Origin of the sequence: Streptomyces klenkii (assembly GCF_003626645.1) — a bacterium.
Taxonomy (GTDB): Bacteria; Actinomycetota; Actinomycetes; order Streptomycetales; family Streptomycetaceae; genus Streptomyces; species Streptomyces klenkii.
On the sequence record NZ_RBAM01000021.1, the window covers coordinates 50,075 to 65,538 of the forward strand.

The following is a 15,464-nucleotide window of genomic DNA, read 5'->3' on the forward strand; positions in this document are numbered from 1 at the left end:
GTTACTTCTTGCGGTTACTTCTTACGGCGCCGACCGCCGCTGTTCTTCTGCGCCTTGCGGCGCTCGGCGCGGGTCATGCCGTCCGCCGCGGAGCGGAACTCGCCGGTGTCGTCGCTCGCGTAGTCGGTCTCGATCGTGCCGCCCGCACCGTCCACCGTCGGCGCGGAGAAGTGCAGCCGGTCCGGCCGCTGCGGCTGCGCGAGGCCCTTCGCCCGGATCTCGGGCCGGGCGGCGGGGATGGTGTCCTGCACCTTGTCCAGGGACGGCGCGGACTCCTCGACCGGCACCTCCTCCAGCTGCTGGTCGACCTGGACCTCCAGGTTGAACAGGTAGCCGACGGACTCCTCCTTGATGCCCTCCATCATGGCCTGGAACATGTCGAAGCCCTCGCGCTGGTACTCCACCAGGGGGTCCTTCTGGGCCATGGCCCGCAGGCCGATGCCCTCCTGGAGGTAGTCCATCTCGTAGAGGTGCTCGCGCCACTTGCGGTCCAGCACCGACAGGACCACGCGCCGCTCCAGCTCACGCATGATGTCGGAGCCCAGCTGCTCCTCGCGCGCCGCGTACTGCTCGTTGATGTCGTCCTTGATGGACTCGGCGATGAACTCGGCCGTGATGCCCGCGCGGTCGCCCGCCGCCTCCTCCAGCTCGTCGATGGTGACCTTCACCGGGTAGAGCTGCTTGAAGGCGCTCCACAGCCGCTCCAGGTCCCACTCCTCGGCGAAGCCCTCGACGGTCTCCTGGCGGATGTAGTCGTCGATGGTGTCGTCCATGAAGTGCTGGATCTGCTCCTGAAGATCCTCGCCCTCCAGGACGCGGCGGCGCTCCCCGTAGATGACCTCGCGCTGGCGGTTGAGCACCTCGTCGTACTTCAGGACGTTCTTACGCGTCTCGAAGTTCTGCTGCTCGACCTGGGACTGCGCCGAGGCGATGGCCCGGGTGACCATCTTGTTCTCGATCGGCACGTCGTCGGGCACGTTGGCCATGGCCATCACGCGCTCGACCATCTGGGCCTTGAACAGGCGCATCAGGTCGTCGCCCAGCGACAGGTAGAAGCGGGACTCGCCCGGGTCGCCCTGACGGCCGGAACGGCCGCGGAGCTGGTTGTCGATGCGGCGCGACTCGTGGCGCTCCGTGCCGAGCACGTAGAGGCCGCCGAGGTCCTTGACCTCTTCGAACTCGGCCTTGACCGCGGCCTCGGCGCGCTCCAGGGCGCCGGGCAGCGAGGCCGCCCACTCCTCGACGTGCTCCACCGGGTCGAGGCCCATCTGGCGCAGCTCCGCCTCGGCGAGGTCGTCCGGATTGCCGCCCAGCTTGATGTCCGTACCGCGGCCGGCCATGTTCGTGGCGACGGTGACGGCGCCCTTGCGGCCGGCCTGCGCGACGATCGAGGCCTCGCGCTCGTGGTGCTTGGCGTTGAGGACCTCGTGCTGGATGCCGCGCTTGGCGAGCTGCTGCGAGAGGTACTCGGACTTCTCCACGGAAGTGGTGCCGACCAGGATCGGCTGCCCCTTCTCGTGCTTCTCCGCGATGTCCTTGACCACGGCGTCGAACTTGGCGACCTCGGTGCGGTAGATGAGGTCGGACTGGTCCTTGCGGACCATCGGCCGGTTGGTCGGGATCGGCACCACGCCGAGCTTGTAGATCTGGTGGAACTCGGCGGCCTCGGTCATGGCCGTACCGGTCATGCCGGACAGCTTGTTGTAGAGGCGGAAGAAGTTCTGCAGGGTGATCGTGGCGAGCGTCTGGTTCTCGTCCTTGATATCCACCCCTTCCTTCGCCTCGATGGCCTGGTGCATGCCCTCGTTGTAGCGGCGGCCGGCGAGGATACGGCCCGTGTGCTCGTCGACGATCATGACTTCGCCGTCCATGACGACGTAGTCCTTGTCCTTCTTGAAGAGCTCCTTCGCCTTGATGGCGTTGTTGAGGTAGCCCACGAGCGGGGTGTTGACCGACTCGTAGAGGTTGTCGATGCCCAGCCAGTCCTCGACCTTGGAGACACCGGCCTCGTGGATGGCGACCGTGCGCTTCTTCTCGTCGACCTCGTAGTCGCCGGTCTCCTCGACGCCCTTCTGCGGGTTGGCCGGCTCGCCCTTGGTGAGGCGGGTGACCAGCTTGGCGAAGTCGCCGTACCACTTGGTGGCCTGGTCGGCCGGGCCCGAGATGATCAGCGGCGTACGGGCCTCGTCGACGAGGATCGAGTCGACCTCGTCGACCACGGCGAAGTTGTGCCCGCGCTGGACCAGCTCGTCCTGCGACCAGGCCATGTTGTCGCGCAGGTAGTCGAAGCCGAACTCGTTGTTCGTGCCGTACGTGATGTCGCAGCCGTACTGCTCGCGGCGCTGCGCCGGCGTCATGTTCGCCAGGATGCAGCCGACGCTCAGGCCCAGGAACTTGTGGACCCGGCCCATCATCTCGGAGTCGCGCTCGGCCAGGTAGTCGTTGACGGTGATCAGGTGGACGCCCTCGCCCGAGAGGGCGTTCAGATACGCCGGGAGGGTGCCGACGAGGGTCTTGCCCTCACCGGTCTTCATCTCGGCCACGTACCCCAGGTGCAGGGCGGCACCGCCCATGAGCTGGACGTCGTAGTGACGCTGGCCGAGGACGCGCTTGGCCGCCTCGCGGACGGTCGCGAACGCCTCGGGAAGGAGGTCGTCCAGGCTCTCCCCGTCGGCATAGCGCTGCTTGTACTCGTCGGTCAGGGCGCGCAGCTCGGCGTCGGAGAGGGTCAGGAAGTCCTCTTCGATGGAATTGACCTGGTCCGCGATGCGGTGCAGCTTGCGCAGGATCTTGCCTTCTCCTGCACGCATGATCTTGCCGAAGACGGACACGTAGGCTAGCTCCTTGCCGGTCGGGCCTGGCACCGGTTCTCCCCCGCCGTGGGCAGGGGGCGGGTACGCGGGCACGACGGGACAGTCCCCGCCGCAACGGCCATCGTAAGCGAGGACCCCGCCGCGCCGGGAGGTCCGTCATCACCCGGGCCGGGTGTCACCCGCGGTGTCACCCGTCCATGGAACGAGCGAACCGCCGCGGGAGTGCCCCGCCACGGCTTCTTACACTCCGCCCATGGAGCCCACGAGCCTCACCACCGAGCGCCTGCTGCTGCGCCCCTTCACCGCCGCCGACGCGCCCGCCCTGCACGCCGCCTGCCAGGATCCGGACATCCCGCGGTACACGAGCGTGCCCTCTCCGTACACCCCCGAGGACGCCCGGGCGTTCGCCGGCGAGACCTGCCCCGCCGGCTGGCGCGACGACTCCGTCTATACGTGGGGCGTGTTCACCCGTGAGGGGGGACGGCTGGCCGGCTCCATGAGCGTGGTGCCGCTCCCGCAGCCCTCCCGCGAGCGCCAGGCCGAGATCGGCTACTGGACCGCCAAGGAGCAGCGCGGCCGCGGGTACACCGCCGAGGCCGCCCGCGAGGCGGCCCGGTGGGCCTTCGAGCGCCTCGGCGTCGAGCGCCTGGAGTGGTACGCGGAGGCCGGCAACGAGGGCTCCCGCGCCGTGGCCCTGAAGGCCGGCTTCACGATGGAGGGCACCTTGCGGGCGAAGATCGCCCACGCGGGCACGCGCCGCGACGCGTGGACCGGCTCCCTGCTCCCCTCCGACCTGGGACTGCCCTCCATCGCCCCCTACCTGCCCTTTCCCGGGCGCGACCGGCCGGCTCCGGGCCGCGGCTGACCGGGTCCGGGGGCGTTGTCAGTGCCCCCGCCTAAGGTGATCGGCATGACAACTGCCGCCTCCGCCAAGGCCCGTAAGCCCGGAGCCCGCAAGCCCGAGCACCACCTGTCGGCCGATGACGCCCGCCGGCTGGCCCTGCGCGCCCAAGGCCTGCTCGGCGCCCCGGACCGGCGTGCGGGCACGCGCGGCGTGCTGCGCCGGCTGGGGGCCGTCCAGCTGGACACGATCTCGGTGCTCGCCCGCTCGCACGAGCTGGTGCCGTACGCACGGCTGGGCGCGGTCGGGCGGGACGCGGTCGAGGCGGCCTACTGGTCGGGGGACCACGCCTTCGAGTACTGGTCGCACGCCGCGTGCATCCTGCCCGTCGAGGAGTGGCCGCTGTTCGCCTTCCGGCGCCGGGCCTTCCAGGCCCGCGGCCACCGCTGGCACGTGATGGAGGATGCCGAGCGCTCGTGCGCCGCCGTCCGCGAGCGGCTGAAGGCCGAGGGCCCGCTGACGGCCACGGAGCTGGGCGGCGCCAAGAACGGCGGGGAGTGGTACGACTGGTCCGAGACGAAGATCGCGGTGGAGTGGCTGCTGGACACCGGCGAGGTGGTCTGCACCCGCCGGCGCGGCTGGAAGCGCGTGTACGACCTGGCCGAGCGCGCCGTCCCGGACGGGCTCTTCCACGACGACCTGGACGACGCCGCGTGCACCCGGCGCCTGGTGGCGCAGGCCGGCGCCGCGATGGGCGTGGCGACCAGGGCGGACCTCGCCGACTACCACCGCCTCAAGGGCGAGCAGGTGGACGCCGTCATCGAGGAGACCGGCCTGGTGCCGGTCGAGGTGGCGGGCTGGTCGAAGCCGGCCTGGGCCGACCCCGAGACCCTGGCGGCGCCGCCGCGCGGCCGGCACCGCACGACGCTGCTGTCGCCGTTCGACTCGCTGGTGTGGGACCGCCCCCGCACCGAGCGGATCTTCGGCTTCACCCACCGCCTGGAGGCGTACGTGCCGAAGGCCAAGCGGATACACGGCTATTTCGCGATGCCCCTGCTGGCGGGCGGCCGGCTGCTGGGCCGCGTCGACCCCGCGCGCGACGGCGGCACGCTGGTGGCCCGGCAGGTCTCCCTCGACGGGCCCAAGGCCGTGGCACCCATGGCCGAGGCGCTCCGGGAGGCGGCGGAGTGGGTGGGCTGCCACGCCGTACGGATCGAGCGCTGCGACGACGCGAAGCTCGCGGCGGAGCTGGTGAAGGCCCTGGCCTGAGCGCCCCGGCCCGAGCCGGCCGGGGCCCACCGGCATCCGTACTGCGGCTACCTGATCTCCAGGATCTTCTCCCGCATCGCGTACACCACCGCCTCCATCCTGGAGTGCAGCTGGAGCTTCTCCAGGATGTTGCGCACGTGGTTCTTGACGGTGTTCTCGGAGATGAACAACTCCTTGGCGATGTCGCGGTTGTTCATCCCCGTGGCCACCAGCTTGAGGACCTCCAGCTCGCGGTCGGTCAGCCGGGGCGCCGGCACCAGCCGCCGCTCGTCCGTGCGCTGGATCATCGACTTGAACTCGGTGAGGAGCTTGGAGGCCATCGAGGGGCTGATCTGCGACTGCCCGTCCGCCACCGCCCGGATCGCCGTCGCGACCTCGTCGGTGGAGATCTCCTTGAGGAGATAGCCGGTGGCCCCGGCCTTGATGGCGTCGTAGAGGTCGGCCTCCTCATCGCTGATCGTCAGCATGATGATCTTCGCGCTGGGGGCCACCTCCTTGATGGAGGTGCAGGCCTCGATGCCGCCGCGCTTGGGCATGCGGACGTCCATCAGCACGATGTCGGGGAGCAGATCCGCGGCCTTGTCCACGGCCTCCGCGCCGTCCCCGGCCTCGCCGACGACCTGGATGTCCTCTTCCTGGGCCAGGACGATCTCCAGGCCGCGACGGAAGAGCGCGTGGTCGTCCACGACCAGGACCCGGATGGGCTCCTCGCGCGCCGCGCCCCTGTCCGTGCAGGAGCCTTCGTCGTCGTCCTCGCCGGGCTCGAGTACGGGTCCGAACCTGTCCGCCATTGTTCCTCCCCCTGAAGACCCCTGAAGGCCCAGAGCCCCTCGCGGTTGCACCGTGCTGCATGCTGCGTGCTGCGCCGCCCAACCGGTTCCCCGGTGCCGGTGGTTGGCTGCCGGGGTCATGATTTCATGCCGGGACGCCGGGCCGCGCTCTCCCTGCATTTCACGGGTCCCGTCGTCGCACGCCGGTGCCCCGGGAGCGCGGGGGGCGCGCTCCGAGGGCACCTGGCTTCGGGTGGACTACGGCGATGGACGCGGGAGGCCGGGGCCTCCCGGCTCAGCCGCCCAGCTCCCCGCCCGCACCACCGGGCTCTCCTTCGAAGAGCGGGTCGGCATTGAGGTGGATGACGCCGTAGTCGTAGGCGTGCCGCCGGTAGACGACACTGGGTTGTTTGGTGTCGGAGTCGACGAACAGGTAGAAGTCGTGCCCGACCAACTCCATTTCGTAGAGCGCCTGGTCGAGGGTCATGGGCGCTGCGGAGTGGGTCTTCTCGCGGACCACCAGGGGGCCCTCGCCGCGGATCTCCAGGGATCCCATGCGGGTGACCGGCACCCCGTCCGCCGCCTGATCGGTGGCGAGTTCACCGCTGTCGGTGAGCTCGGCGGCGCCGATGACGGTCGATGCGACATCGCTCGCGGGGATGCGGCCGTTGCCCCGCCGGGTGTGGCGCTTGTCGTTCTGCTTGCGCAGTCGTGCTTCGAGCTTGCTGGTGGCCAGATCCAGTGCGACATACGGATCGGTTGCTGCGGCCTCCGCGCGGATCACCGGGCCACGGGAACGCACCGTGATCTCCACCCGGTCGGAGCGGTCGGCCTGCCTGGGGTTGGGCTCCTTGGACACCTCGACGTCGAGGCTGATCACCTTGCCGTCGAGCTTCTGGATCTTGTCCAGCTTCAGCTTCTCGGCCACGTGCTTGCGAAAGCGCTCGGGCACCTCGGTCTTGCGGCCTTTGACGACGATGTCCACGCAGAACTCCGTTCCCGGATCGCCCCGCCGAAGGTGCGGAGCGCATCCCTCTTGCATCAGACTCCGGGGATACCCGGAGCCACCGACTTGGCGGTTTTCACCTCCTCCTCCCCCATCGGCAAGGTCTGCACCCCGTCGACTTCAAGCTTCCGCGAAAGCGAGCAAAGCGCGCCATTCGGAAATGCGAGGCATAGCCCCTGCCATTCCTCACAACCGAACATATCTCGCTCGGACGCCTGTCGGTAGCCCCTACCGGGACGTACCTCCATTCAGGTGTTTGCTTGCCGTTACCATCAGCAACGAATGACATTGGCCTTCAGTTCCGGTTCTTTTCAGCCGAGCGCGGGAGCGCGCCGGACGCGGCCACGACGGCGGCGCCCACTACGCGCCCGCCCGCGAGCGAGACGGCACGGGCCGCCTCGGCCAGCGAGGACCCGGTGGTCATCAGGTCGTCTACCAGCACCACCGGCCCTTCGCGCATCAACAGCCTCTCTGCTCCCATACGTACCCCTAGTGCACCGGCGACATTCGCCCTGCGCTGCCGGGCGCCGAGCCCGGCCTGGTCGGCGACGACCCTGCACTGCCGCAGCACGGCCGCCACGGCAACCGGGAGCCCGCCCGCACGAAGGGCCCGCGCGGCGCCGAGGGCGAGCCGCCGGCCCGCGTCGTGGCCCCGGGCGGCGACGGCGCGGCGGGCGGAGGGGACGGGGACGAGCAGCAAGGGTCTTTCACCGGCCTCCAGGGCCCCTCCCCCGCCCCACCGGCCACCGCCCGGGCCACTGGCCGCGCAGCGCACCGCGCCCGCCAGGGCGGCCCCCAGCGGCCCCGCCAGCCCCAGCGCCCCGCGCTCCTTGTGCGCGAGCAGCGCCGAGCGCACCGGGCCCTCGTACAGGGCGGCGGCATGGACCGGCGGCAGCCCGGCCGGCTCCGGATCCGGCCTGGCGCGCCACGCGCCGCTCCCGCCCAGCGCCGCCCGGCACACCTCGCACAGCACGGACCGCGGCCGCCCGCAACCCGCGCACTCGCCCGGCAGCACCAGCCCGGCGATCTCCTGCCACAACCCGCGCACAGATCCACTGTCCCGCCGGCCGCGGCACCCCGCCACCCCTGTGGAAAACTCCCGGGGAGGCCTCGCGGCACGCCCCCGGCGCACTCCCGGAGCCTCGCCCCGGCGGACCGCCCGCTACCCCGGATAGACCGGCGCCGAGCCTTCCTTGGTCACCAGCTTCCAGTTGCTGTCCGGCAGCAGCCGCACGATCCCGCCGTCCCGCTCCGCCACCAGCGCCGGCGCCTTGGCCGTGCTCTCCGACGCCGCGACGCCGCGCACGCCCGTGATCCCGGGCAGCGCGGAGGCGTTCGACAGCGAGCCGTCCGTGTCGATGTACTGCAACTGCTGCAACCCGCCCTGCTCGTTGCCCGCGACCAGCAGCCGGCTCCCGCCCGCCCACGACACCGCGTCGACCTGCTCCAACCGCGGCGCCACGGAGCGCAGTTCCTGCACCGACAGGTTCAGCCGCCCCGCGCTCCCGTGCCGCTCGACCCGGCCCAGCTTCAGGCTCGTCCGGTCGCCCTTGGTCACCAGCAGCGCGATCCGCACCCCGTCGGCCGCGACCCGCAGCCCGGTGATGCGCCCGTCGAGCCGCGGCACCTGAACCTCCTCAGGGCTGCCCGTACCGCCCGGCAGCCGCAGCAGCCGCGGCCGGTCCGGGTCCTGGTCGGCGACCCACAGATCGCCGAGCCCGTCCCAACTCGGGGACGTCAGGCCCGACTTCGCCCCGCCGCGCGCGCTCACCCGCGGCTCGCCCAGTGAGGCACCCGCCTCCAGACCGGTGACGTACAGCGCCTGCCCGTTGTTGGCCACGCCCGCGGCGTGCTTCTCCCCGCGGTCCACGGCGACCGACCGCAGCTGCAAGGCGCCGTCGGCCCCGAACGGCCCCGGCACCCGGCGCGGCTCCTCGTCGCCGTCGGCCAGGCTCACCATCCGGTGCTGCGCGTCCACGAAGTACTGCTGGTCGGCGCCGCGACCGGCGGCCTGGTCGGGGGCGTACTTGCGCGCCTCCTCCCGCCCCAGCGAGCACAGCTGCGAGCCGTCCTCCCGCTGCAACACCACCTCGGAGACCTTCGCCGACTGGTCCTGCACGGTGTAGAGGAGCTGCGCGGCCATGCGCCGGCACTGCCCCTCGTTGGTGCCCGCGGCCTTCCCGTTGAGGCGGATCTTCAGGACGTTGGAGTCGTCCACGGACAGGTGCTGGTCCACGACCTTGGTGCCGGTCGGGAAGGCCGTCGCGGCCACCGGGTCCAGCCAGTTGGTCGGCCCGTCCAGCACCGCGTTGACCGTGGAGGTCACGGGGTCTATGCGCTTGCGGAGGTAGACGGGGTCGGCGACGAGGATCTCCCGCCCCTTGACCGGCCCGGACGCGCCCAGCTCCGCGAAGTAGTACTTGTTGACGGAGCGGTAGATGCGCTGGAAGTCGGCGACGCCGAGCACCAGCCCGGGCGGCAGGTCGTCGATGCGCCACTCGCCGCCCTCGCGCGCGACGTGGATCCGCTCCTTGTACGTGCCCTCTTCCGGCTTGTACGCGTGCTTGGCGTCGACCTTGGCGACCTGCTTGCCGATCAGCGTGATGGTGTAGTCCTGCTCGCGGTCGTCGGCGCGCTCCACGTGGACCTGCGGCGGCTCGGCCAGCACCACCGTGCCGCCGGCCGGGTTCCACGACCGCTGCTCGCTCTTGGCCAGGTACATGCGCGCCGTGCCGTAGTCCGGGTCGTCGCTGGTGGTGGCCTCCAGGAAGCCCGTCACCAGCTCCTGCGGACGCTCGCCCTTGTGCGGCGCCACGCCGTAGACCCGCACCTGCGAGTCCGCGTCGGCGCGCTGCGACGAGTCGACCGGCCGCACCTCTCCGCTGTCGGGCATCGAGGCGCACCCGGCCAGCAGCGCACCGCTGACGACGAGCGCGCCGAACCCCGCGGTCCGCCGGCGGCGATTGCGTTCAGCGCCCACGCGCCCGCCCTTCGCGTTCTCCCGCACGTTCCTCCGCGGCACCGGCCGCGGGCTTGCCACCGTCCTGCGCGCTGCCCTGGCCGCCCGCCCGGGCCACCACGCGGGCACCGCTGCCCGGCAGCGCCGCCGGGTCCACCGCGGGCACGTTCCTGGCCTGCGGCGGTACGGGCTTCAGGCCGCTGCCCTGCGGCGGCACGCCCCCGGACCGGCCGGCGACGGCCAGCGGCACCCCGGCGTCGTTCAGCCCGCGGTTGCGCCGCGAGTCCTCCGGCTCCAGCGGGATGGGCGATCCGCGCAGCGTGTCGCCCGCCGTGGCGGGCAGGGTCAGCCGGAACTGCGAACCGCCGCCCGGCTCGCCCCACGCCTGCAGCCAGCCGCCGTGCAGGCGCGCGTCCTCCACGGCGATCGACAGGCCCAGGCCCGTACCGCCGGTGGTGCGGGCGCGCGCGGGGTCGGCACGCCAGAAGCGGTTGAACACCCGCGTCGCCTCGCCGGGCTTGAGCCCCACGCCGTAGTCCCGCACCGCGACCGCGACCGCGCCGCCGGCCGCCGCCAGCCGCACGATCACGTCCCGGCCCTCGCCGTGCTCCACGGCGTTGACCACGAGGTTGCGCAGCACGCGCTCCACGCGCCGCGCGTCGGCCTCGGCCATCACGGGCTGCTCGGCGCCCTGCACCACCAGCAGGCTGCCCTTGCGCTCCGCGAGCGGCAGGGCACCCTCGATCACACGGTTGACGACGTCCCGCAGGTCGACCGGCTCGGCCTCCAGGGCCGCGGCGCCGGCGTCGAAACGGCTGATCTCCAGCAGGTCGGCCAGCAGCGACTCGAAGCGGTCGACCTGCCCGTACAGCAGCTCCGCCGAGCGCGCGGTGACCGGGTCGAAGTCCTCGCGGGCCTCGTGGATGACCTCGGCGGCCATGCGGACGGTCGTCAGCGGCGTCCGCAGCTCGTGCGAGACGTCCGAGACGAACCGGCGCTGCATCCGCGACAGCTGCTCCAGCTGCTGGATCTTGACCTGGAGGTTCTGCGCCATCTTGTTGAAGGCTTCACCGAGACGGGCGATGTCGTCCTCGCCGGTGACCTTCATACGTTCTTGCAGCACGCCCGCCGCGAGCCGCTCGGAGATGCTGGCGGCCATCCGTACGGGCGTGACGATCTGCCGCACCACGAGCCAGGCGATGGCCCCGAGCAGCACGACCACGAACACCCCGGCGGTCGCGAGCGTGCCCCTGACCAGGCCCAGCGACTTCTCCTCCTGGGTGTACGGGAAGAGGTAGTACAGCTGGTACGCCTTGCCGTTGGGGTCGTACATGCGCTTGCCGACGACCAGCGCGGGCTCGCCCTCGTCGGAGGAGTTGTGCTTGACCGACGCGGACTTCCACAGCGCACCGGTCTTGACGTCCAGCTGCTTCCGCAGGTCCGCGGGGATGCTGGCCTCGGGGTCGATGTCACCGGAGGCGCGCGGGCCGCGCGCGCCGGCGGACGAGACGTCGCCGTAGCCGGAGTCGCCGTACGCGAGGTCGCCGCCCCCGGAGCTGAGCGCCACCACGTGGTAGACGCCCTGCCCGCCGCTGGACAGCTGCTGCACCTGAGCCGTCAGCCACGCCCCGGGATCGGTGGCGCTGCGGCTGCCGGACTGCGCGTCCTGCCCGCGGGTGTCGCCCGCGGCGTCGGCGGCGTCCCGCGCCGCCTTGAAACCGCCCTCGGCCTGGCTCAGCGACGCGTGCCGCTTGGCCTCCAGCAGGCCGTTGCGGACCTGCCCGATGACGACGACGCCGAGCAGCAGCACCACGCCCACCGACATCAGCAGCGTGGTGGCGACCACGCGCAGCTGGATGTTGCGCCGCCACAGCCGCATCGCGGGCAGCAGCGGCCGCCGCACCCAGCGCACGTACAGCCTCAGGACGGGGTGGACCGACCCCGAGGCCGCGCCGTCGGACAGCATCCGCCCAGCCCGCCACAGCCGCCGGAGAAGGGATATGCCGCCCGCCGTCTCGACGGGCCGCCCCACGCCCCGCTCCGGGGCGGCACCGTTGCCCGACATGTCAGCTCGGTCCGGCCTTGTAGCCCACACCACGGACGGTCACCACGATCTCCGGCCGCTCCGGGTCCTTCTCGACCTTGGAGCGCAGCCGCTGCACGTGCACGTTGACGAGGCGGGTGTCGGCCGCGTGGCGGTAGCCCCACACCTGCTCCAGGAGCACCTCGCGGGTGAAGACCTGCCACGGCTTGCGGGCGAGCGCGACCAGCAGGTCGAACTCGAGCGGCGTCAGCGCGATCGACTGGCCCTCGCGCTTGACCGAGTGCCCGGCCACGTCGATGACCAGGTCGCCTATCGCCAGCTGCTCCGGCGCGGGCTCCTCGGAGCGGCGCAGGCGGGCGCGGATCCGCGCCACCAGCTCCTTCGGCTTGAACGGCTTGACGATGTAGTCGTCCGCCCCCGACTCCAGGCCGACGACCACGTCGACCGTGTCGCTCTTCGCGGTCAGCATCACGATCGGCACACCGGACTCGGCGCGGATGAGCCGGCACACCTCGATGCCGTCCCGGCCGGGCAGCATCAGGTCGAGCAGGACAAGATCGGGCTTTACCTCACGAAAAGCAGCAAGTGCCTTGTCGCCGTCCGCAACGAACGACGGCTCGAAACCCTCACCACGCAGCACAATGCCGAGCATCTCGGCCAGTGCGGTGTCGTCGTCGACGACAAGGACGCGTCCCTTCATATCGACATCATCCCATTTTCGCATCCGGTCCATAGAGCCGGGTGACGGAGCTCACCTGGCGCGACTGACACACTCCGGTGTGTCCCGTTGACCTGGGACCCCGATCGCGTTCGCCGCCAGGGGTGGACAGTACACGTGCGGATCAGCCCGGCTCACTCCCGGATCCCTGCTGCGGCCCGGCGCACAGCTCCGCCAGGCCGGCCCGGGTCACGGGCGACACCACGCCGTGCTCCGTGACGATCGCGGTCACCAGCTCCGGCGGTGTGACATCGAACGCAGGGTTGTACGCCGTGGTCCCCAGCGGGGCCACCGGCACGCCCGTCCCCGGCTCCGCGCCTGCCCCCGGGGGCACGACCGTAAACTCCGTCACCTCGTGCCCCGCACGCTGCTCCACCTCGATCGCCGAGCCCGCGGGCGTCGCGAGGTCCACGGTGCTCACCGGGGCCACGACGACGAACGGCACGTGGTGGTAGCGGGCCAGCACCGCCAGCGGATAGCTGCCCACCTTGTTCGCCACCGAGCCGTCGGCGGCTATCCGGTCAGCGCCGATCAGCACCGCGTCCACCTCGCCCGACGCGAACAGCGAACCCGCCGCGTTGTCGGTCAGCAGCGTGTACGCCATGCCGGCCCGGGCCGCCTCGTACGCCGTCAGCCGCGCCCCCTGGAGCAGCGGACGCGTCTCGTCCACCCACAGCCGCCTCAGCTGCCCCGCGCGGTGCGCGGCCCCCGCCACGGCGAAGGCCGTGCCCTCGCCGCCGGAGACCAGCGCCCCCGTGTTGCAGTGCGTGAGCACCCGGAATCCGCCGCCGGGCACGAGCTCCTCCAGCAGGGTCAGCCCGTGCTCCGCCATCCGCGCGCTGGCCTCGGCGTCCTCACGGTGCAGGGCACGCGCCTCGGCGAGCGTGACCGCGGCGGCCTGCTCACGGCCCAGCCGGTCGTTGAGAGCCTTCTCGTACGCCGCCCGCGCGCGCTGCATCCCGTAGGCGAGGTTCACGGCCGTGGGCCGCGCGTGCGCCAGCAGCTCGGCCGCCTCCGCCACGTCGAAGCCGCGCACGGCCGCCAGCGCCACCCCGTACGCCCCGGCGATCCCCAACAGCGGGGCGCCGCGCACGGCGAGCGAACGGATCGCGTCGACCAGCGCCGGTACGTCCGTGCACACCAGCTCGACCTCCTCCGCGGGAAGCCTGCGCTGGTCCAGGAGCACGAGCACGGGCCCCTCCGGCCGCTCCTCCCATCTCAGCGAAGGAACGGAGCCGGGCTCGACGGACGCCATGGATGCCGCGAACTGATCAGCCATCTGTCCAGTCTGGCCCGGACGCCCGGGCAGGGAAAGGTCGCCTGAGGATTCCTCCCCCGTACGAGCTGACGAGCCGTACCGGGCGCCTCTGCGCCTCGCCGGGCGTTGAAGAGCCCGTGACACGATTGCTGGCAGCCGCTCGCCGCCGCACCGGCGGACGGGCGGGCACCGAGAAGGAGCGAGACGCACATGACTGACTCTCCGGGCCGGACCTCGCCCGGATCCTCCCCGTCCGACGAGACCGACAAGGCCACCGGCCCGGCCGACGAGGCCGATAAGGCCGGCAAGGCTGACCAGGAGGGGCTCCCCGCGCAGTGGGCACAGGAGCAGCCGCCGCCGGGCGACTGGTCGGCTTCCGCCCAGGGCCCGCCGCGGCAGCGCCGGGGCACGCGCGAGAGAGCCCGGGCCCAGACGGACCCCGGGCCGGGCCACGGAGGCGCCCCGGGCGGGGTGCCGGGACAGCCGGGACAGCCTGGCCCGCAGACCGGCTGGCAGCAGGCGGGCCGGCCGCAGTGGGGACGGCCGCAGGCGCCGCAGCCCGGCGTGATCCCGCTGCGCCCGTTGCAGGCCGGCGAGATCGTGGAGGGCGCGGTCCGCACGATGCGCATCCACTGGCGTGCCGTCCTCGGTATTTCGCTGACGGTCGCGATCGGCACTCAGGCCGTGGCGACGGTGGTCGACCGGCTCTGGGACCGGGGAACACCCGACCTCGACCCGCTCGGCGGAGCGACTCCGGAGACGCCTCAGGAACTGGTCGAGGCCATAGGCAACGGCATGGGCGGGATCGGCGTGGCCTGGCTGCTCAGCCTGGTCGGTTCCATCACGGCAGCGGCCCTCCTGACGGTGATCGTCAGCCGGGCGGTCCTGGGCCGCCCGGTGACCGCGCGGGAGGCGTGGCGGAGCGCGAGGCCGCAGCTGGGCCGCATGGCCGGCCTGATGGTCCTGGTGCCGATGCTGCTGATCGGCGTGTTCGCCGTCGGTATCGTCTGGGGGCTCCTGGTGGCGGCAGCCGGTGCGGAGCGGGCGGGGATGTCGCTGACGGCCCTGGGCGGGCTGGCGGCGATGGTCGTGGCCACCTGGCTGTGGATCCGCTACAGCCTCGCGGCGCCGGCGCTCATGCTGGAGAAGCAGGGCGTCGCGGCAGCGATGCGGCGGTCGGCGAAGCTGGTGCGGGGAGCGTGGTGGCGCGTCTTCGGCATCCAGCTCATCTCGATCCTGATTACGGCGCTGGTCGGATTGATGGCCCAGGCTGTCGTTCTCGTCTTCGACGTCTTCGTGCACGGGACCGGGGGCCAGGGCCAGTCGGTGGCTGATGCGACTGACTGGGCGTCGCTGATCGAAATCGGTATTGCGGCGGTGGTCAGCTCGGCTCTTACGCTGCCGGTCGCGGCCGGCATGACGGCCCTGCTGTACATGGACCAGCGCATTCGGCGTGAGTCTCTTGATGTCGAGCTCGTGCGGTCGGCGGGCGAGGACAAGTAAGAGGGACGAGGTTGTTCTGCTCGGCTGCTTTCCAATGCTTTCCAGGCCAGGGAAAGCAGCCGAGCAAGCTGAATAAGGCGGAGGAAGCCGGGGAAATGCCCCGGAACGCAAAAAAGCCTCAGGCCTGGGATGAATATCCCAGGCCTGAGGCTGAATAATTGTTCGGCGGCGTCCTACTCTCCCACACGGTCCCCCATGCAGTACCATCGGCGCTGAAAGGCTTAGCTTCCGGGTTCGGAATGTAACCGGGCGTTTCCCTAACGCTATGACCACCGAAACACTA

At 71.6% G+C, this 15,464-nt stretch carries 11 protein-coding genes and 1 rRNA gene; 3 read left to right on the plus strand and 9 right to left on the minus strand.

Annotated features, from left to right (window positions below):
* Positions 1 to 14: 14 nt before the first annotated feature.
* Complete coding sequence (gene secA / locus D7231_RS31155) at positions 15 to 2,831, minus strand: preprotein translocase subunit SecA (protein WP_120759036.1); 2,817 nt, start codon at positions 2,829 to 2,831, stop codon at positions 15 to 17.
* 235 nt (positions 2,832 to 3,066) lie between these two features.
* Here secA and D7231_RS31160 point away from each other — a divergent pair, with 235 nt between their 5' ends.
* Both D7231_RS31160 and D7231_RS31165 read left to right on the plus strand, forming a co-directional pair.
* Entirely contained in the window at positions 3,067 to 3,678 is a 612-nt protein-coding gene (locus tag D7231_RS31160) for a GNAT family N-acetyltransferase (RefSeq protein ID WP_120759038.1), read from the plus strand.
* Positions 3,679 to 3,723: 45 nt separating this feature from the next.
* Positions 3,724 to 4,923: a winged helix-turn-helix domain-containing protein gene (locus tag D7231_RS31165; RefSeq protein ID WP_120759040.1), complete on the plus strand. Its 1,200-nt coding sequence runs from the start codon at positions 3,724 to 3,726 to the stop codon at positions 4,921 to 4,923.
* Positions 4,924 to 4,970: 47 nt separating this feature from the next.
* Here D7231_RS31165 and D7231_RS31170 read toward each other — a convergent pair whose 3' ends face one another.
* From D7231_RS31170 to mtnA, 7 genes are all read right to left on the minus strand, one after another.
* Positions 4,971 to 5,714, minus strand: coding sequence for a response regulator (locus D7231_RS31170; protein ID WP_106677980.1), 744 nt, complete (start codon positions 5,712 to 5,714; stop codon positions 4,971 to 4,973).
* A gap of 274 nt (positions 5,715 to 5,988) precedes the next feature.
* Positions 5,989 to 6,678, minus strand: coding sequence for a ribosome hibernation-promoting factor, HPF/YfiA family (gene hpf / locus D7231_RS31175; protein WP_391476051.1), 690 nt, complete (start codon positions 6,676 to 6,678; stop codon positions 5,989 to 5,991).
* Between the two features lie 316 nt (positions 6,679 to 6,994).
* Complete coding sequence (locus tag D7231_RS31180; RefSeq protein ID WP_120759045.1) at positions 6,995 to 7,747, minus strand: ComF family protein; 753 nt, start codon at positions 7,745 to 7,747, stop codon at positions 6,995 to 6,997.
* A 114-nt stretch (positions 7,748 to 7,861) separates the two neighbouring features.
* Positions 7,862 to 9,679 (minus strand): LpqB family beta-propeller domain-containing protein, encoded by a 1,818-nt coding sequence (locus tag D7231_RS31185; RefSeq protein WP_242000017.1) that lies wholly within the window; start codon positions 9,677 to 9,679, stop codon positions 7,862 to 7,864.
* A complete protein-coding gene (mtrB, locus tag D7231_RS31190; RefSeq protein ID WP_120759047.1) occupies positions 9,669 to 11,723 on the minus strand; it encodes an MtrAB system histidine kinase MtrB in 2,055 nt (684 codons plus the stop codon). The genes D7231_RS31185 and mtrB overlap by 11 nt, the downstream gene beginning before the upstream one ends.
* A gap of 1 nt (position 11,724) precedes the next feature.
* Complete coding sequence (mtrA, locus tag D7231_RS31195) at positions 11,725 to 12,402, minus strand: two-component system response regulator MtrA (protein WP_099964891.1); 678 nt, start codon at positions 12,400 to 12,402, stop codon at positions 11,725 to 11,727.
* Between the two features lie 142 nt (positions 12,403 to 12,544).
* The gene (mtnA, locus tag D7231_RS31200) at positions 12,545 to 13,699 is read right to left on the minus strand and encodes an S-methyl-5-thioribose-1-phosphate isomerase (protein ID WP_120759050.1); all 1,155 of its coding nucleotides are present in this window, start codon (positions 13,697 to 13,699) and stop codon (positions 12,545 to 12,547) included.
* A 189-nt stretch (positions 13,700 to 13,888) separates the two neighbouring features.
* Here mtnA and D7231_RS31205 point away from each other — a divergent pair, with 189 nt between their 5' ends.
* Positions 13,889 to 15,181: a DUF7847 domain-containing protein gene (locus D7231_RS31205; protein ID WP_120759053.1), complete on the plus strand. Its 1,293-nt coding sequence runs from the start codon at positions 13,889 to 13,891 to the stop codon at positions 15,179 to 15,181.
* Between the two features lie 160 nt (positions 15,182 to 15,341).
* On the opposite strand, the gene rrf is transcribed toward D7231_RS31205, so the two are convergent.
* Positions 15,342 to 15,458 (minus strand): 5S ribosomal RNA (rrf, locus tag D7231_RS31210).
* Positions 15,459 to 15,464: the final 6 nt, after the last annotated feature.

Excerpts from the sequence above, each read along its gene's own strand:
- D7231_RS31160 (WP_120759038.1), top strand. The coding sequence starts at position 3,067 with ATGGAGCCCACGAGCCTCACCACCGAGCGCCTGCTGCTGCGCCCCTTC.
- D7231_RS31165 (WP_120759040.1), top strand. The coding sequence starts at position 3,724 with ATGACAACTGCCGCCTCCGCCAAGGCCCGTAAGCCCGGAGCCCGCAAG.
- D7231_RS31170 (WP_106677980.1), bottom strand. The coding sequence starts at position 5,714 with ATGGCGGACAGGTTCGGACCCGTACTCGAGCCCGGCGAGGACGACGAC.
- mtrB (WP_120759047.1), bottom strand. The coding sequence starts at position 11,723 with ATGTCGGGCAACGGTGCCGCCCCGGAGCGGGGCGTGGGGCGGCCCGTC.
- mtrA (WP_099964891.1), bottom strand. The coding sequence starts at position 12,402 with ATGAAGGGACGCGTCCTTGTCGTCGACGACGACACCGCACTGGCCGAG.
- mtnA (WP_120759050.1), bottom strand. The coding sequence starts at position 13,699 with ATGGCTGATCAGTTCGCGGCATCCATGGCGTCCGTCGAGCCCGGCTCC.
- D7231_RS31205 (WP_120759053.1), top strand. The coding sequence starts at position 13,889 with ATGACTGACTCTCCGGGCCGGACCTCGCCCGGATCCTCCCCGTCCGAC.